The organism is Sphingomonas cynarae, assembly GCF_039537815.1.
GTDB lineage: Bacteria > Pseudomonadota > Alphaproteobacteria > Sphingomonadales > Sphingomonadaceae > Sphingomonas > Sphingomonas cynarae.
Genome location: NZ_BAABBF010000004.1, coordinates 61889 through 85113 on the forward strand (window position 1 = coordinate 61889; position 23225 = coordinate 85113).

Annotated in this window: 21 protein-coding genes; 12 read left to right on the forward strand and 9 right to left on the reverse strand. The window is 66.3% G+C overall.

The features are described from left to right. Positions 1–222 precede the first annotated feature (222 nt). The 3 genes from lldD to ABD719_RS09555 are packed head-to-tail and all read right to left on the reverse strand — an operon-like array spanning position 223 to position 2997. Positions 223–1377, reverse strand: a complete 1155-nt coding sequence (lldD, locus tag ABD719_RS09545) for an FMN-dependent L-lactate dehydrogenase LldD (RefSeq protein WP_344693148.1) — start codon at positions 1375–1377, stop codon at positions 223–225. A 10-nt stretch (positions 1378–1387) separates the two neighbouring features. Then, positions 1388–2152, reverse strand: coding sequence for an L-rhamnose 1-dehydrogenase Lra1 (lra1, locus tag ABD719_RS09550; RefSeq protein WP_344693149.1), 765 nt, complete (start codon positions 2150–2152; stop codon positions 1388–1390). Positions 2153–2178: 26 nt separating this feature from the next. Beyond that, on the reverse strand, positions 2179–2997 hold the full coding sequence (locus ABD719_RS09555) for an IclR family transcriptional regulator (protein ID WP_344693150.1): 819 nt from the start codon (positions 2995–2997) through the stop codon (positions 2179–2181). A gap of 157 nt (positions 2998–3154) precedes the next feature. Between ABD719_RS09555 and rhmD the strand changes: the two genes are divergently transcribed. The 8 genes from rhmD to ABD719_RS09595 all read left to right on the forward strand — a co-directional run bounded on the left by rhmD (position 3155) and on the right by ABD719_RS09595 (position 12740). Continuing rightward, positions 3155–4339 (forward strand): L-rhamnonate dehydratase, encoded by a 1185-nt coding sequence (gene rhmD / locus ABD719_RS09560; RefSeq protein ID WP_344693151.1) that lies wholly within the window; start codon positions 3155–3157, stop codon positions 4337–4339. Positions 4340–4397: 58 nt separating this feature from the next. Next, complete coding sequence (locus tag ABD719_RS09565; protein WP_344693152.1) at positions 4398–5255, forward strand: 2,4-didehydro-3-deoxy-L-rhamnonate hydrolase; 858 nt, start codon at positions 4398–4400, stop codon at positions 5253–5255. Continuing rightward, complete coding sequence (locus tag ABD719_RS09570; protein ID WP_344693153.1) at positions 5252–6004, forward strand: SDR family NAD(P)-dependent oxidoreductase; 753 nt, start codon at positions 5252–5254, stop codon at positions 6002–6004. Before ABD719_RS09565 ends, ABD719_RS09570 begins: the two co-directional genes overlap by 4 nt. 123 nt (positions 6005–6127) lie before the next feature. Next, positions 6128–7267 carry an L-rhamnose/proton symporter RhaT gene (rhaT, locus tag ABD719_RS09575; protein WP_344693154.1) on the forward strand — a complete coding sequence of 380 codons (1140 nt, stop codon included), beginning with the start codon at positions 6128–6130 and terminating at the stop codon, positions 7265–7267. A 4-nt stretch (positions 7268–7271) separates the two neighbouring features. After that, a complete protein-coding gene (locus ABD719_RS09580; RefSeq protein WP_344693155.1) occupies positions 7272–8204 on the forward strand; it encodes an amidohydrolase family protein in 933 nt (310 codons plus the stop codon). 120 nt (positions 8205–8324) lie between these two features. Beyond that, complete coding sequence (gene araD1, locus ABD719_RS09585; protein WP_344693156.1) at positions 8325–9308, forward strand: AraD1 family protein; 984 nt, start codon at positions 8325–8327, stop codon at positions 9306–9308. Next, the gene (locus tag ABD719_RS09590; protein WP_344693157.1) at positions 9308–10231 is read left to right on the forward strand and encodes a Gfo/Idh/MocA family protein; all 924 of its coding nucleotides are present in this window, start codon (positions 9308–9310) and stop codon (positions 10229–10231) included. The genes araD1 and ABD719_RS09590 overlap by 1 nt, the downstream gene beginning before the upstream one ends. 502 nt (positions 10232–10733) lie before the next feature. Beyond that, a complete protein-coding gene (locus tag ABD719_RS09595; RefSeq protein ID WP_344693158.1) occupies positions 10734–12740 on the forward strand; it encodes a TonB-dependent receptor domain-containing protein in 2007 nt (668 codons plus the stop codon). Positions 12741–12786: 46 nt separating this feature from the next. Here ABD719_RS09595 and ABD719_RS09600 read toward each other — a convergent pair whose 3' ends face one another. Then, a complete protein-coding gene (locus tag ABD719_RS09600; protein ID WP_344693159.1) occupies positions 12787–14577 on the reverse strand; it encodes an IlvD/Edd family dehydratase in 1791 nt (596 codons plus the stop codon). A gap of 20 nt (positions 14578–14597) precedes the next feature. Next, the gene (locus tag ABD719_RS09605; protein ID WP_425567146.1) at positions 14598–15734 is read right to left on the reverse strand and encodes an aldose epimerase family protein; all 1137 of its coding nucleotides are present in this window, start codon (positions 15732–15734) and stop codon (positions 14598–14600) included. 165 nt (positions 15735–15899) lie between these two features. On the opposite strand from ABD719_RS09605, the gene ABD719_RS09610 reads away from it, so the two are divergent. The 4 genes from ABD719_RS09610 (at position 15900) to ABD719_RS09625 (ending at position 20112) form a co-directional block, all read left to right on the forward strand. Continuing rightward, positions 15900–17213, forward strand: a complete 1314-nt coding sequence (locus ABD719_RS09610; protein ID WP_344693160.1) for a sugar MFS transporter — start codon at positions 15900–15902, stop codon at positions 17211–17213. A 138-nt stretch (positions 17214–17351) separates the two neighbouring features. Then, positions 17352–18191, forward strand: coding sequence for a 5-dehydro-4-deoxy-D-glucuronate isomerase (gene kduI, locus ABD719_RS09615; protein ID WP_344693161.1), 840 nt, complete (start codon positions 17352–17354; stop codon positions 18189–18191). 95 nt (positions 18192–18286) lie between these two features. Then, the gene (gene kduD, locus ABD719_RS09620) at positions 18287–19042 is read left to right on the forward strand and encodes a 2-dehydro-3-deoxy-D-gluconate 5-dehydrogenase KduD (RefSeq protein WP_344693448.1); all 756 of its coding nucleotides are present in this window, start codon (positions 18287–18289) and stop codon (positions 19040–19042) included. A 59-nt stretch (positions 19043–19101) separates the two neighbouring features. Beyond that, positions 19102–20112: a sugar kinase gene (locus tag ABD719_RS09625; RefSeq protein ID WP_344693162.1), complete on the forward strand. Its 1011-nt coding sequence runs from the start codon at positions 19102–19104 to the stop codon at positions 20110–20112. A gap of 61 nt (positions 20113–20173) precedes the next feature. Here ABD719_RS09625 and ABD719_RS09630 read toward each other — a convergent pair whose 3' ends face one another. The 4 genes from ABD719_RS09630 to gpmA all read right to left on the reverse strand — a co-directional run bounded on the left by ABD719_RS09630 (position 20174) and on the right by gpmA (position 23217). Next, positions 20174–20818 (reverse strand): peptidylprolyl isomerase, encoded by a 645-nt coding sequence (locus ABD719_RS09630; protein WP_344693163.1) that lies wholly within the window; start codon positions 20816–20818, stop codon positions 20174–20176. A gap of 9 nt (positions 20819–20827) precedes the next feature. Beyond that, positions 20828–21922: a 5-(carboxyamino)imidazole ribonucleotide synthase gene (locus ABD719_RS09635; protein ID WP_344693164.1), complete on the reverse strand. Its 1095-nt coding sequence runs from the start codon at positions 21920–21922 to the stop codon at positions 20828–20830. Continuing rightward, positions 21919–22398, reverse strand: coding sequence for a 5-(carboxyamino)imidazole ribonucleotide mutase (purE, locus tag ABD719_RS09640; RefSeq protein WP_344693165.1), 480 nt, complete (start codon positions 22396–22398; stop codon positions 21919–21921). The genes ABD719_RS09635 and purE overlap by 4 nt, the downstream gene beginning before the upstream one ends. 132 nt (positions 22399–22530) lie before the next feature. Continuing rightward, positions 22531–23217: a 2,3-diphosphoglycerate-dependent phosphoglycerate mutase gene (gene gpmA, locus ABD719_RS09645; protein ID WP_344693166.1), complete on the reverse strand. Its 687-nt coding sequence runs from the start codon at positions 23215–23217 to the stop codon at positions 22531–22533. Between the last annotated feature and the right edge of the window lie 8 nt (positions 23218–23225).

Genomic DNA, 23225 nt, shown 5'->3' on the forward strand with positions numbered 1-23225 from the left:
ACATGATGCAAGCGAATTATGTGGTCTGAAAAAGGTGGTTTCGCGCGGAGGCGCGGAGACGCAGACAAGAAGAAAGGGGGGAGGCGCTGCGCGCGGCTGGTTCTTGACGCTGCAAGCGTCTGAATGAAACAAGCCCGCAGGATCACGATAGGGCCGATCAAGCATCCTAATCGCCGCCCCCTCCTTGTCCGCCTCTCCGCGCGAACCCACCTTTTTGTTCGATCAGGCGCGCAGGTTCACCAGCGCATCGCGGGTGATACGGTCGATGCGGGTGCAACTGGTCAGCGCCATCGCGACGCGCATCTCCGCTTCCACCAGTTGCAGCATGTGGGTGACGCCAGCCTCGCCCGCCGCCGCCAGCGCATAGACCCACGCGCGGCCGAGCAGCACGCCGTGCGCGCCCAGTGCCAGCATCCGCACCACGTCCAACCCCGATCGGACGCCGGAGTCGGCCAGTACGGTCAGCCGGTCACGCACCGCATCGGCGATCGCGGGCAGCGCCTGCGCGGTGGAGGGAACGCCATCGAGCTGGCGGCCTCCATGGTTCGACACAACGATGCCGTCCGCGCCTAGATCGGCGGCGGCGATCGCATCCTCGCGGTCGAGGATGCCCTTGATGACCAGCGGGCCGTCCCAGCTGTCGCGGATGAACTCCAGGTCCTTCCACGACACGGTGGGGTCGAAATTATTGCGCATCCACGCGAAGAAATCCTCCAGCCCGGTGTTCTTGCCGAGCACCGGCGCGACATTGCCCAACTGGTGCGGACGACCGCGGACGCCGACGTCATAGGCCCAGGCGGGTCGCAGCATCGCCTGCACCGTCCGCCGGAACGAGCCCGCGAAACCGGAGGCGCCGGCCAGCCCCGACCGATAGTCGCGGTACCGCGATCCCGGCACCGGCATGTCGACGGTGAAGACCAAGGTCGAACACCCCGCCGCGCGTGCCTGTGCCAGCAGGTCCTTCATGAAGCCCCGGTCGCGGATCATGTAGAGCTGGAACCAGATCGGCTGGGTGCTGGCCTGTGCCACCTCGTCGATCGGGCAGGCGGAGACGGTGGACAGGCAGAAGGGAATGCCCGCCTTTTCCGCCGCGCGCGCCGCCTGCACCTCGCCCCGCCGGGCGTTCATCCCAGCGAGGCCGATCGGGGCGAGCGCGACAGGCAGCCGCTGCTCGCGCCCGAACAGCGTCGTCGTCAGGTCCAGCGTCGAGACATCGGTCAGCACCCGCTGGCGCAGCGCGATCGCCTCCAGATCGGCGACGTTGCGGCGCAGCGTCACCTCCGCATAGGAACCGCCGTCGATATATTCGAACAGGAAGTGCGGCAGCCGCCGCCGCGCGAGTTCCCGGTAATCGAGCGCGGATGCCGCCTTCGCCATAGTCGGTGCCTTACTGCAGGTTCACGAACGCGCCGCCATCGACGAGCAGCGAGGCGCCGGTGACGTATTTGGCGAGATCGGAGGCGAGGAAGACGATCGGCCCCTCCAGATCGTCGGGCTGGCCGAGCCGGCCAAGTGGGATGCGCGCGGCCATCCGCTCGCGCTTGTCCATGTCGGCGAGATCATCCTTGTTGATGTCGGTCAGGATCGTGCCCGGCAGCACCGAATTGCAGCGGATGCCGTATTTGCCGAGTGCGATCGCGGTCGACTGCATCAGCGAATGAAGCCCCGCCTTGGTCGGCGTATAGTGCGTCTGATACTCGCCGCCGACCAGCGCGGAGATCGACGACACCGCGACGATCGCGCCGCCATGACCCTGTTTTACCATCTGGTTGGCCGCCGCCTGCACCATGAAATAGGCGCCGTGCAGGTTGACGCGCATCGTCCGCTCGAACGTCTCGACCGGCATGTCGAGGAACGCGTGGAAGGGACAGATGCCGGCATTGTTGACGAACGCGTCGACCTTGCCGAACGCGTCGACCGCCTGCGCGATGAAGTCCCTGGCGGTGGCCGGGTCGGACACGTCGCCCTTCACCGACAGGCCGCGCTGGCCCAGCGCCTCGATCTCCGCGACCGCCGAGGCGGCGCCCGCCTCGTCACGCGAGAAGTTGATGACCACGTCGGCGCCGTGGCGCGCCGCGCCGATCGCGGCAGCGCGGCCGATGCCGGCTGATGCGCCGGTGACCAGCACCGTCTTGCCTTCCAGAAGCTTCACGCGAACTCTCCTAACAAAAAACTGTTCTACTTCCTGACCTTGGGTCGGGGTGTCTCGTCGGTCCAGCCAAGATCGCGGCTGATCGCGGTGGCGGTGGCGCAAACCTCGGCAGTTAGCGACTCCATCCGGTCGTCGGCCATGTACTGCGCCGCGCTCGACACGCTGATCGCGGCGACGATGCGGCCGGAGGCGTCGCGGATCGGCGCGGCGACGCAGCGGATCTGGTCCTGATTCTCTTCGAGGTCATAGGCGCGGCCCGCCGCAACATAGCCGTTCATCCGCTCGGTCCAGATGCCGTAATCCGCTTCCGGCGCGCCCGCGATCCGGTCGCCGTCGAACAGCGACTGCCAGCGGGTCGGCGCATCGTCGAGCAGCAACGCCTTGCCCAGACCGGTCGCGGTCAGCGGCTGGCGATCGCCGACGCGGCTGGAAATCTCCACGCGGCGGCGACCGGGTATCTTGTCGAGATACAGCGCGCGTTCGCCGTCGAGGATGCCGAGATGCACGGTATCCTCCGTCGCCAGCGCCAGATCCTCGATATGCGGGCGAGCGATCTGCACCACGTCCGCCTGCCGCTGCGCGAGGAAGCCGAGTTCCAGCAGCTTCGGCCCGAACTGATAGCCCAGCCGGGGCACGAACGTCAGGTAGCGGCGATCGATCAGCGCGTTGGCAAGGCGATGCGTGGTCGACCGGGTCAGTCCCAGCTTGGCGGCCAGATCGGCGAGCGCGATCGGGCCATCGACGACGGCGTCCAGCACATCCAGCCCGCGCAGCAGCGTCTGGCTGCCGGGGGGACTTTTCGCGGCCGTTTCGACGGATTCGGGGTTTGACGGAGAGTTTTTCATTTCGTAATACGCAATTCCATAATGTGGAAGTAAGGCCGCTGCAAGCGGTTAGGGGAGGGGCCATGCGCAGCCATCGTCAGCCATCACGCGGCGACACCGTCTTGCGGTGCGTGTCGATCGATGCGCGCGGCTTGCCCCTCATGGCCGGAGAAGACGCATGACTTTGTCGAAGATCAAGCATGTTCGCGCGTTCGTCGTGCGCGGCGGCGGTGCCGATTATCACGATCAGGGCGAAGGCCACTGGATCGACGATCACATCGCGACGCCGATGAGCCGCTATCCCGAATATCGTCAGTCGCGACAAAGCTTCGGGATCAACGTGTTGGGCACGCTGGTGGTCCAGATCGAGGCGGAGGACGGCACGGTAGGCTTCGCGGTGACGACCGGCGGCGAGCCGGCGGCGTTCATCGTCGAAAAGCATCTCGCCCGTTTCCTCGAAGGGCGCGACCCGGCGGAATATGAGAAGATCTGGGACCAGATGTACTTCTCGACGCAATATTACGGGCGCAAGGGGCTGGTCGTGAACGCGATCTCGGGCGTCGACCTTGCACTGTGGGACCTGCTTGGCAAGCTGCGGCAGGAACCGGTGTACCACCTGCTCGGCGGCGCGGTGCGTGACGAGCTGCAATTCTACGCCACCGGCGCACGGCCCGACATCGCCAAGGAACTGGGCTTCATCGGCGGCAAGCTGCCGCTGCACCATGGCCCGGCCGAGGGGCTGGAGGGGCTGCACAAGAACGTCGCGCTGCTGGCCGACATGCGCAGCAAGGTCGGCGACGATTTCTGGCTGATGTACGATTGCTGGATGGCGCTGGACGTGGACTACGCCACTCGCCTGGCGATCGCATGTCACGAGCATGGGCTGAAGTGGATCGAGGAGGCGATCAGCCCTGACGATTACTGGGGCTATGCCGAACTGAAGCGCAACGTGCCCAAGGGGATGCTGGTGACCACCGGCGAGCATGAGGCGACCCGCTGGGGCTTCCGGATGCTGATGGAGATGGATTGTTGCGACATCATCCAGCCCGATGTGGGCTGGTGCGGCGGCGTGACCGAGTTGCTGAAGATCAGCGCGCTGGCCGATGCCAAGGGCAAGATGGTCGTGCCGCACGGATCGTCGGTCTACAGCTACCATTTCGTCATCACCCGCCACAACTCGCCCTTCGCCGAGTTCCTGATGATGCATCCGGGGCCGACCGAGGTGGTGCCGATGTTCAGCCCGCAGCTGCTGGGCGAGCCGGTGCCGCAGAACGGACGGCTGAAGGCGTCGGCGCTCGACAAGCCGGGCTTTGGTGTCGAGCTGAACCCCGAGGTCGCTCTACACCGGCCCTACACGCACTGATCCCTCGAACCCCTCCTTTCCGGGGAGGGGAACCGCATTTACAGCCAAGGACTACCCGATGAAACTCTGCCGTTATGGCCCGAAGGGCGCCGAGAAACCCGGTCTGGTCGACGACGACGGCCGCATCCGCGACCTGTCCGCGCAGGTCGACGACATCACCGTCGATGCGCTGGCGACACTGGCCGGCGTCGATGCCGCCGGCCTGCCGGTGGTCGAGGGTAGCCCGCGTTATGGCGTGCCCGTGTCGGGAATCGGCAAGATCGTCGCGATCGGCCTCAACTACCGCGACCATGCGATCGAATCGAACCTGCCGATCCCGACCGAACCGATGATGTTCATGAAGGCGCTGCCCAGCCTGACCGGCCCGAACGATCAGGTGATGCTGCCGAAGAATTCGACGCACAGCGACTGGGAAGTCGAACTGGGCGTCATCATTGGCAAGACCTGCCGCTATGTCGACAAGGCCGAGGCGATGGATCACGTCGCGGGTTACGTGCTGGCGAACGACGTGTCGGAGCGGTTCAACCAGAAGCAGCGCGGCACCCAGTGGTCGAAGGGCAAGGGCCACGACACTTTCTGCCCGGTCGGCCCGTGGCTGGTGACTCCGGACGAGGTGGGCGACCCGCAGGATCTGGGCATGGCGCTCGACGTGAACGGCGAGCGGATGCAGACCGGCAACACGAAGACGATGATCTTCGCGATCGACGAACTGATCGCGTATGTCAGCGAGTACGTCACGCTGGAGCCGGGCGACCTGCTGATCACCGGGACGCCGCCGGGCGTGGGCGAGGGCAAGAAGCCCGAGGCGATCTTCCTGAAGGCGGGCGACACGATGACGCTGACGATCGACAAGCTGGGCACGCAGACCCAGGCCGTCGTCGCTTGGGCGCATCCACGCACGGGCGCTGCCGCATGACGTCCTTCGCAGGTCGCTTCGACGGCCGTACCGCGATCGTCACCGGCGGCGCCTCCGGCCTCGGCAAGGCGGTCGCCAAGCGCATCGTCGCTGAGGGCGGCAAGGTGTGCCTGTGGGACCTGAACCCCGACGCGCTCGCCGCTGCGAAGGATGAAGTCGGCGCAACGCACACCGTGGCGATCGACGTGTCCGATCATGCCGCGGTGGCCCGCGCCGCCACCGAAGCCAATGCGGCGCTCGGCGGCCGGGTCGACGTGCTGGTCTGTTCGGCCGGGATTACCGGCGCGACGGTGCCGGTGCACGAATTCCCGATCGACAGCTGGCTGCGCGTCGTCGACATCAACCTGAACGGGTTGTTCTATTGCAACCGTTCGGTCGTGCCGCTGATGCTGGCGAACGGATATGGCCGCATCGTCAACGTCGCCTCGGTCGCGGGCAAGGAGGGCAATCCCAACGCCTCCGCCTATTCCGCGTCGAAGGCGGGCGTGATCGGCTTCACCAAGTCGCTGGGCAAGGAACTGGCAGGCAAGGGCGTGATCGCCAACACGCTGACGCCGGCGACGTTCGAAAGCCCAATCCTGGAGCAGTTGCCCAAGAGCCAGGTCGATTACATGCGGTCCAAGATTCCCATGGGCCGGCTGGGCGAGATCGACGAATCGGCGGCGATGGTGTGCTTCATGGCCAGCGAGGAGTGCAGCTTCACCACGGCCTCGACGTTCGACACGTCGGGCGGGCGGACGACGTTCTGACTATTCCCCGCCCCTCCCCTTTAGGGGCGGGGCGGGAGGGCTTCTCCCCAAGCGCCGGGTTTGCGGAAACGCCCCACCCCCGACCCCTCCCCTGAAGGAGAGGGGGAAAACAACGGAGAGAAAATGGGCAATCCCCTGATCGGCGTCGCCTTCCACTGGCTGGGTGGGCTCGCCTCCGCCAGTTTCTACGTCCCTTATAGGGGCGTGAAACGCTGGTCGTGGGAAGTGTACTGGCTGACGGGGGGCATCTTCTCGTGGTTGCTGGCGCCGTGGTTCTTCGCCGGCGTGCAGACCAATGATCTGCTGGGCGTGCTGGCGGCGACACCGTTGCCCAACATCTGGTGGCCGGTGTTCTTCGGTGTGCTGTGGGGGTTCGGCGGGCTCGGTTACGGCCTGACGATGCGGTATCTGGGGCTGTCGCTGGGCATGGCGGTGGTGCTGGGGCTGTGCACCGTGTTCGGCACGCTGGTGCCGCCACTGTTCCTGGGCGATTTCCATGAGAAGCTGCTGGCGACCACGTCGGGCAACATCATCCTCGCCGGTATCCTGCTGACGCTGGTCGGCATCATCGTCGTCGCGATGGCGGGTGCGCGCAAGGATGCCGCTCTGTCCGACGCCGAAAAGGCCGCAGCGGTCGCGGAGTTCAATTTCAGGAAGGGTATCGTCGTCGCGATCTTCGCGGGCATCATGTCCGCCTGCTTCGCGTTCGGGCTGGCGGCGGGCGAGCCGATCAAGGCGCTGTCCGCCGCCGCCGGTACCGGGCCGCTGTGGACGGGGTTGCCGGTGCTGTGCCTCGTCATGTTCGGCGGGCTCCTCACCAACGCGCTGTGGTGCGGATACCTCGTGGTGAAGAACCGCAGCGCCGGTCAGTGGTTCGGCCGCGGGGTCGCCACCGATCCCGCCGCGCAGACTGCATCGCCCGAGCATGGCGCGACGTTCGAGCCGGCCGCCATCGCCGCCGGATCGACCACGCCGGCGAAAGCGCCCATGCTGCGCAACTACCTGCTGTGCGCGGTGGCGGGCATCGCGTGGTATTTCCAGTTCTTCTTCTACACGATGGGGGAGAGCCAGATGGGCACCTACGGCTTCTCGTCGTGGACGCTGCACATGGCCTCGATCATCATCTTCGGCACACTGTGGGGCTTCGCCTTCCGCGAATGGAAGGATGCCGCGCCGCGCGTGCGCGGCATGGTGTGGGGCGGGGTCGCGATCCTGATCCTCGCCACCATCGTGATCGGTTATGGCAATTATCGCGGAGCATAACGTCATGCGCGACACCCCGCCCGAGCGGATGCGAGACATCCCGTTCGTCGATGCCCATGTCCATCTGTGGGACCTCGACCATCTGCGCTATCCTTGGCTGACCGGGCCGTTCGGCGACGACGGTCCCAATGGCAGCGTCGAGGCGATCGCGACGACCTATCTGCCCGCCGATTACCGCGCCGAATCGATGAACTGGACCGTCGCCGGCATCGTCCATGTCGATGCCGGCGCCGACGCGACCCACGCGCTGGCGGAAACCGAATGGCTGGAGGGGCTGGCCGACAAGGGCGGCCTGCCGACCGGCATCGTCGCCTTCGCCGCCCTGGACGATCCGAACGTCGAGCCGCTGCTGGCGGCCCATGCCGGGCATGGCCGGGTGCGCGGCATCCGCCACATCGTCAACTGGCACGCCGATCCGCGCCGAACCTATACGGCGCGCGACATCACCGATCATTCCGACTGGGCGCGCGGCTTCGCGTTGCTGGGCAAATACGGCCTGTCGTTCGACCTGCAGGCCTATCCGGGCCAGTTTCTGGCACTCGCCCGGCTGCTGGCGGCGTATCCCGATACCCCGGTCGTCATCAATCATCTGGGGATGCCGGTGGCCGACGATCCCGACGGCCGCGCGCAGTGGCGCACCGGCATGGCGGCGCTCGCCGCGCTGCCGCAGGTGGCGGTGAAGATATCCGGCTTCGGCTTCGTGCAACGGCCGTGGACCGTGGACGACGCGCGGCCGTGGATCGCGGAGACGATCGACCTGTTCGGGCCGGACCGCTGCCTGATCGCCAGCGACTTTCCGACCGACCGGCTGTTCGGTACGTTCGATGCGACGCTGGATGCCTATGCCACGATCATCGCCGGCTATTCAGAGGATGAACGCCGGGCGATGTGGGGACGTAACGCGGACCGGGTGTACCGGCTGGGGCTAGGGGTCTGATACCGCACCCGGCATCTGGCACGGGATCGCGCTGACGCCAGCCATCTTGCCCCCCCACGATCAACCCGCTACGACTTGTCCGAGTAATAGGCCAAGGGCCTGCAAGGGAGAGGATGGCCAATGCGCCTGTCGTTGCTGCAATTTCGGGATGGATCGGGTGTGCGGGGCGTCGCGGCGCTGGGTGAGGATCGCGTTCCTCGCCGTGTCACCGGCGTGGAAACCACGCGCGCGCTGGCACAGGGGGCGATCGATGCCGGGCATGGTCTCGCCGATGCCGTCGCGGCGGCGGGGTTGGGCAAGGTGGTCGATCTCGATGCCGTCACGCTGTTGCCGCCGATCGATCATGACGATCCCGCGCATTGCGTGCTGACCGGCACCGGCCTGACGCATCTCGGTTCCGCCGAGGGACGTGATCAGATGCACCGAGCCGCCAAGGCGGACGCCGCACCGACCGATTCGATGAAAATGTTCCTCATGGGAGTCGAGGGCGGCAAGCCCGCCGATGGCACCGTCGGCGCTCAGCCGGAATGGTTCTACAAGGGTAATGGTCACGGTCTGGTCGCCCCTGGCGCGCCGCTGCGCTCGCCGGCCTTTGCCAAGGATGCGGGCGAGGAGCCCGAGATCGCGGGTATTTATCTGGTCGCGGACGACGGGACGCCGGTGCGGCTCGGCTTCGCGCTGGCCAACGAGTTTTCCGACCATGTCACCGAACGCGGCAATTACCTGTGGCTGGCGCATTCCAAGCTGCGTCCCGCCGCGGTCGGACCGGAACTGCTGGTCGGTGACCTGCCACAGGAGGTGATCGGCACCAGCCGCATCGTCCGAAATGGCGAGACGCTGTGGGAGAAGCCCTTCCTGTCGGGCGAGGCGAACATGTCGCACAGCATCGCCAATCTGGAACATCATCATTTCAAATACGGCGTGTTCCGGTCGCCCGGCGATGTCCACGTTCACTTTTTCGGCACCGCCACCTTGTCGTTCAGCGACGGCGTGACGACGCAGGCAGGCGACGTGTTTGAGATCGAGGCCGCGCCCTTCGCGCTGCCGCTGCGCAACCCGATCGCGATCGACGCGGCGGAACCGGTGTCGGTGAGGGCGCTCTGATGACGATCCGGCTCGGGCTGGTCGGCGTCGGCAAGATCGCGCACGACCAGCATATTCCTGCGATCAAGGCGTCGCCCGATTACGAACTGGTCTGCACCGCCAGCCGGCAGGGCAGTGTCGAGGGTATCCCCGCCTATACCTCGATCGAGGCCATGCTGGACGGCGAACAGGTCGACGCGGTCGCCCTGTGCCAGCCGCCGCACGTCCGCTACGACGCGGCGAAGCTGGCGATCGAGGCGGGCAAGCATGTCTTCCTCGAAAAGCCGCCTGGCACCACGCAGGCGGAAGTGGTGGCGCTGGCCGATCTGGCGCGCGAGCGAGGCGTGACGTTGTTCGCCAGCTGGCACTCCCGTTACGGTGCGGCGATGGATGCGGCGCGCGACTGGCTCGCCGCCACGACGGTCCACGGTATCCAGGCGGTGTGGAAGGAGGACGTGCGCGTCTGGCATCCTGGCCAGGAGTGGCTGTGGGAGCAGGGCGCGCTGGGGGTGTTCGATCCCGGTATCAACGCACTCTCGGTGCTGACCGCGCTGTTGCCACGGCCCTTTTTTCTGCGCGACGCGGTGCTGGAATACCCCGCCAACCGTCATGCGCCGATCGCGGCCGATCTGACCTACACCGACGCCACCGGCCTGCCGATCGGCGCGACGTTCGATTTCCGCCAGCCCGGTCCGCACAACTGGGATGTCCACGCCCAGACCGAAGCGGGCACGATGCTGCTCGCCAAGGGCGGCAACGAACTGTGGATCGACGGCGAGCTGAAGACGACCGAACCGGAGGCGGAATATCGCGGCCTTTACGCCCGCTTCGCCGGGCTGATCCGTGACGGCGGCGCGGTGGATGCCGATACCGTACCGCTCGCGCATGTCGCCGATGCCTTCATGAAGGGGCGGCGGGTGACGGTGGAGGACTTCCACTACTGATCGCCGACGGCGCGCCAGCGCCACCCGCCTGGGACACCGGGCCTGACAGGACCCATGCCACGGGGCGCTTTCCACATGGAAGGCGCCCCGTCGTCATTTCCTTCGACCGGCGATCCCGCCGCCCGGATGATTCGGGGGAACGTGAAGCGTTTGCCGCCGAGGCTCCATGAATCGTATCGGCAAGCGTCGATCATAAACTGGTCGGTGGAAACCCTGCTCGTATCCAAACCATGCTAGCTGCATCCAACAAGGATCGCCTCCATTCTCGTTATATGGGATGATACGGAAAGCGTAAGTTCCAGTTATTTCTCCCTTTATGACTGCCGATACTGTCGGCTAATCTGTCCAATTCGCTTATCGAATTCGATGCTGCCGAAAGCAGTGAGCCTGATAGTGATGCAATACTGACATAAAATTACGTCTATTATGATTTGCGAACGACATGCAATATCACTAATGGCGGCGTCGCTTTGGGAGAGGCAAACTTCTCAAGGGGGAAACCATGCTATCCGTCGCCTTTCCACGTGCATTTGCGCGGTCGTATCCTGCTGGCCTGCTCCTGTCGGCCGTATCCCTGTCGGCGGCGTTCGCCATCGCGCCCGCATCCGCCCAAAGCACGACGCCAACGGCGGTCGAGGTAAGCGGCGACGGTGATATCGTCGTGACGGCGACCGGTTATCGCCAGAAGCAGGAGGATGCGCCGGCGTCGATCACGGTCATCGATGGCAAGGACCTCCGCCGCCGGTCGATCCAGAATCTCGGCGACGCGGTACGCGACGTGGAAGGTATCGTGGTCAACGGCGCAGCCAACGAAAACGATATCCAGATCCGGGGTATGCCGGGCGACTACACGCTGATGCTGGTCGACGGCCGGCGGCAAAGCGCGCGCGAATCGCGGGTCAACGGCAATCGTGGCTACGAGCAGAGCTTCACGCCGCCCGCCGCCGCGATCGAGCGGATCGAAGTGGTACGCGGACCGATGTCGTCCCTCTATGGATCGGATGCGATCGGCGGCGTCATCAACGTTATCACCCGTCGTCCCACGCCGGTCTGGACCGGCAGCCTGTCCTACGATTATTCGCTGCGTCAGGACGGCGATCAGGGCAATGCCGGTAATGCACAGGTCTTCGTCAGCGGCCCGGTGATCGCGGACATCCTTGGTGTGCAGGCCTGGGGCAGCTATCTGCATCGCGGCGCCGACGAGAATGTCATCGTAACCAACGGTTTCGCTCGCGCACGGAACCGGTCCATCACGGGGCGGGCGGTCCTGACGCCGGCTGTAGACCATCAGGTCATCCTCGAAGCCGGGCTTTCGCGGCTGCGCAACGGTGAGGGGGTAAGCCCTAACTGGTCGACGCGCCAGCAGGACAATAATCGCGATTACTGGTCGCTGATGCATAACGGCCGCTGGGGAAAGCTCGCCTCGGTCCTGTCATGGCTGGACGAGAAGACGAGCCGCGAGGGGCTGGCCACGCCCGACCAGACCGACGTGTTCGGTCGCCGGCCGGAAGTGCGCAACCGCGTATTCGACGGCAAGCTGGTGCTGCCGACCGCTGCCAATACCACCACGATCGGGGTGCAGTGGCTGAAGACCGGGCTGCGCGACTGGAATCAGGCCAATCGCGGCACGCCGAACGAGCGCACCTACGAACGCTATTCCGTGGTCCAGCAAGCGGTGTTCGCCGAAACCGAATGGAAGCTTCTGCCCCGGTTCAGCCTGACGGGTGGCATCCGGCTCGACGATCACCAGCGTTACGGCCACCACGTCAATCCCCGGGCCTATGCGGTGTGGCATCCGACCGACCGATGGACGCTGAAAGGCGGGGTCGCTCGCGGCTTCAAGGCGCCGGAACTCCGCGCCGTCATCCCCGGCTATGCGGTGGTCCGCCGCAACACACTGGTACAGTTCGGCAACCCCGACCTGAAACCGGAAAGCAGCATCAATTACGAGGCGACGGCCATGTGGTCGAACCGCGCCGGCCTCTCCGGCGGTGCGACGATCTTCTACAACGACTTTCGCGACCAGTTGTCGACCGTGACCACCACGCGTCGCTGGGAGGGATTGCAGGTGCTCGATCGCATCAACATCAACCGGGCGGCGATCATGGGTGTCGAGTTGAGCGGGCGGTGGCGGATCGATCCTGCCATATCGATCCGCGGCAACGTGACCTATCTCGATTCCGAGCAGAAAAGCGGCCCCAACAAGGGCGCACCGCTCGCCCTTACCCCGAAGTGGAAGGGTAATCTGCGCGGCGACTGGGACATCGATCCAGCGACGCGCCTGTGGACCTCAATCAACTACTATGGCCGCGAATATGAGGCGACGGTCACCGGTACCACCGCGCCCGCCTATGTGACCGCGGACCTGCTGGCTTCACATGCGCTCACGCCGCGGCTGACGCTGAAGGGCGGCATCTACAACGTCAATGACAAGCGGCTGGACGATGCGACCTACGGCACCGTGAATTACGGCCGGACGCTGTGGCTGGGGATTTCCGCTGACTTCTGAGCGCATGATCGGGGCGCGGTTAAAGCGTCCACGCCCCGATCAGGTATCAATGGTTGTCGCGCGGCAGGCCCTTGGTCTGGGCGATGCGCTGGTATTTCTCCGCACCCTCCAGAATCGCACCGGTATTCATCTGGCCGACGGTGGCGCGCTGGATTTCCTGCCATGGGGTCTGCGAGGCGGGATAGGCATAGCCACCCGCTGCCTGCAACGCCGCGCGCCGTTCCGCCAGTTCCTCCAGCGGGATCAGCACGTCGGCTGTACCCTTGTTCAGGTCGATCCGTACGCGGTCGCCGGTCCGCAGCAGCGCCAGCGTGCCGCCCGCCGCCGCTTCGGGGCTGGCGTTCAGGATCGAGGGCGAGCCCGACGTGCCCGACTGGCGACCGTCGCCGATGCAGGGCAGGGCATGGATACCCTCGGTGATCAGGTACGCCGGCGGGCGCATGTTCACGACCTCCGCCGCGCCGGGATAGCCGATCGGGCCGGCGCCGCGCATGAACAGCAGGGTTTCCGGCGTGATCCCGAGCGCGGGATCGTCAATGCGGTGATGGTAATCCTCCGGCCCGTCGAACACGACCGCCGGCCCCTCGAACGCTTCGGGATCGTCGGGGTTGGAGAGATAGCGGTCTCGGAATTCGGGGCCGATCACCGATGTCTTCATCACCGCCGCGTCGAACAGGTTGCCCGACAGCACGATGAAGCCGGCATCCTCTTTCAACGGCCGGTCGAACGGGCGGATGACCTTGTCGTCCTCGATGGCCGCGCCCCGGCAATTGTCGCCCATGGTACGGCCGTTGACGGTCAGCGCGTCCTCATGGATCATGCCCTGACCCATCAGCTGGTTCACCACCGCCGGCACGCCGCCGGCATGATAGTAATCCTCGCCCAGATATTCGCCGGCGGGTTGCAAGTTCACCAGCAGCGGCACCTTGTGCCCCTCCGTCTCCCAGTCCTTCAGCGGCAGATCGACGCCGATATGGCGGGCGATCGCGGCGAGATGGATCGGCGCGTTGGTCGATCCGCCGATCGCGGAGTTGACCCGGATCGCGTTGTGGAACGCGGGCTTCGTCAGGATGTCGGAGGGCTTCAGATCTTCGGCGACCATCTCGACGATGCGCTTGCCGGTGCGCCACGCCACTTCCTGCCGGTCGCGGTAAGGGGCGGGGATCGCGGCGGAGCCGGGGAGTGACATGCCCAGTGCCTCGGCCAGCGAGTTCATCGTGGTGGCGGTGCCCATCGTGTTGCAATAGCCGGTCGACGGTGCCGACGACGCGACGAGGCGGATGAACTCCGCATCGTCGATCTCGCCCGCCGCCAGCATCTGCCGCGCCTTCCACACGATCGTGCCCGAACCGGTCCGCTCGCCCTTGTGCCAGCCGTTCAGCATCGGGCCGACCGACAGCGCGATCGCCGGGATGTTAACGGTGGCGGCGGCCATCAGGCACGCCGGCGTCGTCTTGTCGCAGCCGATCGTCAGCACCACGCCGTCGAGCGGATAGCCGTACAGGACCTCGACCAGCGCCAGATAGGCGAGGTTGCGGTCGAGCCCGGCAGTCGGCCGCTTGCCGGTTTCCTGGATCGGATGGACCGGGAATTCCAGCGGGATGCCGCCCATGTCGCGGATGCCGTCGCGCACCCGTTCCGCCAGCACCAGATGATGGCGGTTGCAGGGGGACAGGTCGCTGCCGGTCTGGGCGATGCCGATGATCGGCTTGCCCGAGCGCAATTCCTCCAGCGACAGGCCGAAGTTGAGGTACCGCTCCAGATAGAGCGCGGTCATGTCGATATTGGCCGGGTTGTCGAACCAGGCACGGCTACGCAAGGGGGTGGGATCGGTCATGGAGGCAGGTCCGGGTTGGATCAGCGGGCGCTGGTCGAGAAGCGATAGACGATGACGCTGCGATAGGTCTGGCCGGGGTCAAGCCGGGCGGAACCGAGCGCGGGCTGGTTGGGCGTGTCGGGGAATACCTGCGGCTCCAGCGCCAGTCCGTCCGACTGCCGATAGGCGAGGCCGGAACGGCCGATCGCGGTGCCATCAAGGAAGTTGCCGGTATAGAACTGCACGCCGGGCTGGTTGGTGGAAATCTCCATCACCCGGCCGGTGCCCGGCTCCTCCACCCGCGCGGCGAGCCGCATCCCCTTCGCATCGGGAGCGCCGAGGATGTAGTTGTGGTCATAGCCCTGGCCGATGCGGATCTGGTCGTCGCGCCCGTCGCGGATGCGGTCGCCGATCACGCGGGGTGCGCGGAAATCGAACGGTGTGTTCGCCACGGACCGGCGCTCGCCGGTCGGGATCAGGGTCTCGCCTACGGGCGTGAACTGCGCGGCGGGCATGGTCAGTACATGGCTGACGATCTGCTTGCCGGATGCCTCGCCCCACAGGTTGAAGAAGCTGTGGTTGGTGATGTTGACGATCGTCGGCTTGTCGGTCGTCGCCTCGTACTCCACGGTCAGCGCGTTGTCGGCGCCCAGCGTGTAGGTGGCGGTGACGTCGAGTTTGCCGGGATAGCCCTCCTCGCCATCGGCGGCGGTATAGGCGAGGGTGACGGCGGGGGCGGGACCGTCCTTCACCGCGACGATCCGCCACAGCACCTTGTCGAACCCGACCTTGCCGCCGTGCAGCGCGTTGACGCCGTTGTTCTGCGCCAGCGTGTACGTCTTGCCGTCGATCGCGAAACGGCCGTTCGCGATCCGGTTGGCGTAACGGCCAACGGTGGCACCGAAATAATTGGGCGCTTTCAGATAGCCGTCGATTCTGTCGTAACCCAGCGTGATTTCGGCGATCTTGCCGGTGCGATCGGGGGCCTCGACCGACTGCAGGATCGCGCCGTAGCTGATGATCCGGGCGGTGACGCCCTTGCCGTTGGTCAGCGTTACCGATTCGACCGCGCGGCCATCGGCCAACGTGCCGAAGGGCGCGCGTTTGACCTCCGCCTGGGCGGTGGCGGCGCCGGCAAGCGCGAGGGCGGCGGCACCGGCCGCGGGCAGGATATTCACGTTGGGCTCTCCCTGATCGGCCCGTTCCCGGCCGTTGACGTTGCTCATGCGGACTTATAGTCTGACAAGATGATCGGGGGCAAGCCTCGACGTCGGGGCGCGGCCATGCCAGTGGGGTGGCGATCGCCGGGCAAACCGGAACGTATTCAAAGGGAGGACCGCCAGATGGCCGGACCAGTGGGAACCAGTACCGCACATGTGGCATCCGCCGTGCCGGGGGCCAGTTATGGCCGCGCGCTCGGGCTGCTCGCCAGCCTGTTCTTCATGTGGGGATTCATCACCGTCATCAATGGTACACTGCTGCCGCATCTGCGCAGCGTGTTCGAACTCACCTATTTTCAGGCGGCGCTGATCGAAAGCGTGTGGTTCATCGCCTATTTCTTCGCCTCGATCCCGTCGGCCAAGCTGATCGAGCGGATCGGCTACCAGAAGTCGCTGGTCGTGGGTCTGCTCATCATGGCGGCCGGTGCGCTCGGCATGATCCTGGCCGCCAGCATCCCGTCCTATGGCGTCACGCTGGTCATGCTGTTCGTGATCGCCAGCGGCATCACGCTGTTGCAGGTCGCGGCCAACCCGTATGTCACCGTGCTGGGGTCGCCCAAGACCGCGTCGTCACGGCTCAATCTGGTGCAGGCGATGAATTCGGCGGGCACGATGCTCGCGCCGCTATTCGGTGCCTATCTGATCCTCGGCCGCTCGAAGGGGGGCACGGCGGAAGCCGGCGTCGTTCTGACGGAGGCGGAACGGCTGGCCGACGCGCAGTCGGTCATTCTGCCCTATGCGCTGGTTGCGATCGTGCTGGTCGTGCTGGCGATCATCATCGCCCGTTTCCCGTTGCCGGCGATGGGATCGGCCACCAGCCGCGTCGCCAAGGCGGATCGCAAGAACCATTCGCTGTGGAAGCATCGCAACCTCGTGTTCGGCATCCCCGCGATCTTCATCTACCTGATCGCCGAGATCGGCGTCGGCAACCTGTTCGTGAACTTCGTCAGCCGGCCTGACATCGGCAACATGACCACCGAACAGGCAGGGCGTTACCTGACGTTCCTGTGGGGTGGCATGATGATCGGCCGGTTCGCCGGCTCCGCGATCATGCAGAAGGTGGCGGCTGACAAGGTGCTGGCGTTCTTCTCGATCGGTGCGTTCATCGTGATGTCGATCACGGTGGTGACGACCGGGCATGTTGCGATGTGGTCGCTGATCCTCGTCGGGCTGTTCCACTCGATCATGTTCCCGACGATCTTCACGCTGGGCATCAAGGGGCTAGGGCCGTTGACCGAAGAAGGCTCGGGCCTGCTCATCATGGCGATCGCCGGTGGCGCGCTGGTCGCGGTGCAGGGCTGGCTGGCCGACGAATATGGCCTGCAGCTGTCCTTCATCCTGACCGCGATCTGCGAATTGTATATTCTGTTCTATGCCTTGTGGGGCAGCAAGCCAACCAATGCCTTCCCGGACGAGGCGGCTGCCGACCCTCAATAATCATTTGGGAAAACATTCCAGCATGTGCGATGTGACGCACAAGCGCTATGGTGGCGGCCGTCCTTGACGGGGCGGCCGTCCCGGCGTCCCCCTGTCAGGGCGAGCGGCTTCCGGCCCCGCCGAAACCGGAGTGACACGATGTTTGACCGCACCTATTACGCCACGCATCCCGACATGATGGAGTGCGTCTCCAACGACGAACTGCGCGACCGTTACCTGATCCAGGGGCTGTTCCGCGACGGTGAGTGCGTGCTGAATTACACCCATGCCGACCGTTTCGTGATCGGCGGCGTCGCCGTAGCCGGCGCGCCGGTGAAGCTGCCCACGCAGACCGAGCCGAAGTCGGCGGAGGGTCACCCCTTCCTCGAACGCCGCGAACTGGCGATCGTCAACGTCGGCGAGGTCGAGGGCACCGTGACCGTCGACGGCGAAACCTTCACGCTGGGTAACAAGGATTGCCTGTACGTCACGATGGGCGCGACCGATGTCGAGTTCGCCGGTGCAGGCGCGCGTTACTATCTGGCGTCGTGCCCCGCGCACAAGGCATTCACCACCCGCAAGCTGGGCATCGCCGACGCCAACGCGCTGGAGCGTGGCAGCCTGGAGGAATCGAACGAGCGGACGATCTTCCAGCTCGTGATCCCCGGCGTGTGCGATTCGGCACAGCTGGTGATGGGGCTGACCGTGCTGAAGCCGGGCAGCGTCTGGAACACGATGCCCCCGCACATCCACGAGCGCCGCAGCGAGATCTATTTCTACTTCGAACTGCCGACCGACAACGACAAGGTGTTCCATTACATGGGCGAGGGCGATGCGATGCGCCACATCGTCGTCGGCAACGAGGAATCGGTGATCTCGCCGCCCTGGTCGGTCCATATGGGGTCCGGCACGCGCGCCTATGCCTTCATCTGGGCGATGGCGGGCGAGAACCAGGACTATACCGACATGAACGTCCTCGACATCTGCCAGCTGGCGTAACCGGCATGCCCCCTCCCGTCCGGCGGGAGGGGGCATCCGTTCCGTATGCTCCCCCTCGACCCCTGCCGCCACCGGCAGGGGAGGAGATGATGATGATTACCAATCCCTTCGATCTGACCGACAAGGTCGCCATCGTCACCGGCGCCAATACCGGCATCGGTCAGGCCATCGCCGTCGCCCTTGCCGCCGCCGGGGCCGATGTCGCCTGTGTCGGTCGTACCCCGGCCGAGGAAACCGTCGCCGAAATCCGTGCGCTCGGCCGGAAGGCGGAGGTGATCTCCGCCGATCTCTCCACGATCGAGCCGGTCGGCCGCGTCGTCGACGAGACGGTCGCGAAGCTCGGCGGGCTCGACATCCTCGTCAACAACGCCGGCATCATCCGCCGCGCCGACGCGGTCGATTTCAGCGAGGAGGATTGGGACGCGGTCGTCGACACCAACCTGAAATCGGTGTTTTTCCTGTGCCAGGCCGCCGGCCGGCACATGATCGCTAACGGCGGCGGCAAGATCATCAACATCGCGTCGATGCTGACCTTTCAGGGCGGTATCCGCGTGCCCAGCTACACCGCGTCCAAGAGCGGGATTGGCGGGCTGACCAAGCTGCTGGCCAACGAATGGGCAAGCAAGGGCATCAACGTCAACGCGATCGCGCCAGGCTATATCGCCACCAACAACACGGCGGCGTTGCAGGCGGACGAGGCACGCAACAAATCGATCCTCGACCGCATCCCCGCCGCGCGCTGGGGCAATGCCGACGATCTGGGCGGCGCGGCGGTGTTCCTCGCCAGCGGCGCGGCGAATTACGTGCAGGGTCATATCCTGGCCGTCGATGGCGGCTGGCTGGCACGGTGACCACGGCCCCCGCCGGTGGCGGGGTAACGAGGCGCCGGGGCGCCGCAAGGGAGTAGGGCATGGCGAAGTTTCTGGCGTTCGGCGAGATCATGCTGCGCCTGTCGCCCCCCGGCCGCGAACTGCTGATGCAGACGCCCCGGTTCGACGTGTGGGTCGCCGGGGCGGAGGCGAACGTCGTCACCCAGTTGGCGAAGCTGGGCCATGATGCCGGCATCGCCACGCTCGTACCCGACAATGATCTGGGCCGTGCCGCAATTTCCACCCTGCGCGGACACGGCGTCGATACCGGCACGATCGCGCTGGGTGGCGATCGCATGGGGCTGTATTTCGTCACCTCGGGCGCCGGGATGCGTGCGACCGAGGTGATCTACGACCGGGCATGGTCCTCGTTCGCGCAGGCGCCGGTGGCAGCATGGGACTGGGACGCGCTGCTGGCGGGGGTCGACCGTCTGCATCTGTCGGGCATCACCCCCGCGCTGGGGCCGGTGCCGGCCGACAGCGCGATCGCCGCCGCCCGCGCCGCCACCGATCGCGGCATCGCGGTATCGTTCGACGGCAACTGGCGCGGCAAATTGTGGGAGCGGTGGGATTCGAACCCACGCGCGATCCTGACCGAACTGGTGGCCCATGCCGACCTGATGTTCGGCAACCACCGCGATATCGCGCTGCTGCTCGGTCGCGACGACTTCTCCGGGGATGGCGAGGATCGCCGCCGCCATGCCGCCGAGGCGGCGTTCGAAGCCTTTCCGCGCCTGCAGACGATCGCGTCGACCGCGCGTCATGTCGAGCATGTCGATCTCCACCGCATCGCCGCGCGCATCGACACGCGCGATGGCACCGCGCAGACTGAGGAGGTCGTGCTGGCCGGGATCGTCGACCGGATCGGTGGCGGTGATGCCTTCGCCGCCGGCGTGCTCCACGCCTTGCGATCGGGACACGACATCGCGCAGGCTGCCGCGACCGGCGTGGCGTTGGCGGCGCTCAAGCATTCGCTGCCGGGTGATGCCGGGCTGTTCCGGCAGGCCGATCTCGACGCCTATCTGGCGGGCGGGCTGGACGTGCGGCGCTGAGGTTCCTGCCTGGTCCAACCGATCGTCATTGCTTCGCTGCGCTCGCAATGACGAAACGGGCCTAACGCGCTGCCGCCGTCCGCCGCACGCTGACGATCTTCACCGGGGCCGACAGGATCTGCCCCGTCATGCCCGGCGGGCCGCCGGCGGCGGTCGGGACGCGGAGGATGCGGCGGACGATGTCCATGCCGGCGGTGACATGGCCGAACGCGGCATAGCCCAGCTTGTCGCCGCTCGCCGCCGGATTTGCGTCGAGGGTCGGCACCGATCCCACCACGATAAAGAAATCACCGCGCCCGCTGCCCGGCGCCGCCCGCGCCAGCGAGATCGCGCCATCGTCATGCGTCAGCCCGGTCGTCGTCGTCGGCTCGTGCGCGATTGGCGACAGGATCAGGTCGCTGCGATTGCGCACGCCGCCCTGGATCAGTCCCGCACTCTCCCCCAGCGGCATCGCACGGTAGAAGCTGGTGCCGTCGAACCGCTTTTTATCGACGTAACGCAGGAAATTGGCGGTGGTGATGGGCGCACGCTCCCGTTCGAGCGCCAGCGTGATCGGCCCCTCGGTGGTGGTGATCGTCACCGCGACGGTCGCATAGGGGCGGGGTGCGGCGGTGGGTGACGGCGCGGGTGCTGGCGGCGATGCCGTTTGCGGCGCGGCCGCGATGGTGAGCAGCGAACAGGCGAGGAGCATTAGGCGGGCGTTCATGCCACGTTCCTATCCGGTAACGTCGCTTTCCGCCACGCCGCGATCCGCGCGCCTGTTCACCGTGGTGACGTGGCCCATCTTGCGGCCCGGCCGGGCAGTGCCTTTGCCATAGAGGTGGAGATGTTCGCCCGGCGTGGCCAGCACGCCTTGCCAGTCGTCGTCGCCGATCAGGTTGCGCATCGTCACCTCCCGCCCGGTGAGCGCGGTCGATCCGAGCGGCAGGCCGCAGATCGCGCGGATATGATTCTCGAATTGCGAGGTTTCGGCCCCCTCGATCGTCCAGTGGCCGCTATTGTGGACGCGTGGCGCCATCTCGTTGAACACCGGGCCTTCGGAGGTTGCGAAGAACTCGCAGGCCAGCACGCCGACATAATCCAGCTCGGCGGCGATCCGGCAGGCCAGCGTGCTGGCTTCCTCCACCTGCGCCAGCACTGCAGGCGGCGCGGGCAGGGTGGAGGTGCGCAGGATCGCGTCATGGTGGATGTTGAGCGGGGCGTCATAGCGGCGGGTATCGCCGTCCTGCCCGCGCACGATCAGGATCGAGAATTCGTGCTCGAACTGTACGAACGCCTCCAGCACCGCCGGACCGCCGATCGCCGTCCATGCTTCCGTCGCATCCTGGGGCGAGGAGAGGCGCACCTGCCCCTTGCCGTCATAGCCGAAACGCGCGGTTTTCAGCACTGCCGGGGTGCCCACCTCGGCGATCGCGGCCTCCAGCGTGGCGAGACTGTCGACCGCCGCCCAGCGTGCCGGCCGGCCGCCGACCCGCTCGACGAAGCGTTTCTCGGCGATCCGTTCCTGCGCCGCCGCCAGCGCGCGGGGATGGGGGTGGACGGGCACGCGCTCGGCCAGCCATTCGACCGGGGCCAGCGCGATATTCTCGAACTCGTAGGTCACCACGTCACAGGCGGCGGCAAAATCGGCCAGCACGATGCGGTTGTGATAGTCGGCGCGGGTCATGCTCGACGCGGTCTGCGCCGCCACGCTTTCGCGGTCCGGCGCCAGCACATGCGTGCGATAGCCGAGCTGCGCCGCCGCGACGCCGAGCATCCGGCCTAACTGCCCGCCGCCCAGGATGCCGATCGTGCCGCCGGGCGCGATCATGCCGGGTCGACCGCGACGCCGTCGGTCTGGGCCGCGCGCCATGCCTTCAGCCGTTCCGCCAGGGCCGGGTCCGCCAAGGCGAGGATCGCGGCGGCGAGCAGCGCGGCGTTGATCGCACCGGCCTTGCCGATCGCCAGCGTGCCCACGGGAATGCCGCCGGGCATCTGCACGATCGAGAGCAGGCTATCCATGCCCTTCAACGCCTTGGATTCCACCGGCACGCCCAGCACCGGCAGATGGGTCATCGCCGCCGCCATCCCCGGCAGGTGAGCCGCACCACCGGCGCCCGCCACGATCACCTGCAAGCCGCGATCGGCCGCCGTCGTCGCATAGTCGACCAGCCGCTGCGGGGTGCGGTGCGCGGATACTACCTTCGTCTCATACGCGATGCCGAGCGTATCGAGCGTCGTGGCGGTATGGCACATCGTGTCCCAATCGGACGTCGAGCCCATGATGATGCCGACCTGCGCTGTCACATTGCCCTCCACCGAAGCGGGCTGACTAGCGATGCCGGGGGGGTGGGGCAACGGTTGGTTTCGCCGCCGCCGTCATTCCCGCGCGGGCGGAAATGACGGTCGGGCGGCGAGGGACGTGCGCCGCCCCGGCGATCAACGTTCGCTCAGATAATAGCGGTCGGTCGGGGTCAGGCCATTGTCCAGTTCGTAGACGATCGGCTGGCCGGTCGGAATCTCCAGCCCGGTGATCTCGTCGTCTGGGATGTTCGACAGGTGCTTCACCAGCGCGCGCAGCGAATTGCCGTGGGCGGAGATCAGCACGCGCTGCCCGTCGCGCAGCGCCGGGGCGATGCGATCGTCCCAATAGGGTAGGACGCGGGCGATCGTGTCCTTCAGGCTTTCGGTCTGCGGGATCGGGATGCCCGCATAGCGTCGGTCGTTCGACAGGTCGAACGCGCCGCCCGGCTCGCCCAGCGGCGGCGGCACGTCAAAGCTGCGGCGCCAGATTTTCACCTGCGCCTCGCCATGCTTCGCCACCGTCTCCGCCTTGTCGAGGCCGGTCAGGCCGCCATAATGGCGTTCGTTCAGGCGCCAGTGCTTTTCGGTCGGCAGCCAGAGGCGGCCCATCGCCTCCAGCGCGATGTTCAGGGTCTTGATCGCGCGCAGCTGGAGGCTGGTGAAGGTCTGGTCGAAGTCGAGGCCCTTCGCCGCCATCAGCTCGCCCGCCGCCTTCGCCTCGCGCGCGCCCTGCTCGGTCACGTCGACGTCCCACCAGCCAGTGAAGCGGTTTTCCAGATTCCAGCTGGACTGGCCGTGACGGATGAGGACGAGCTGAGGCATACGGTTTC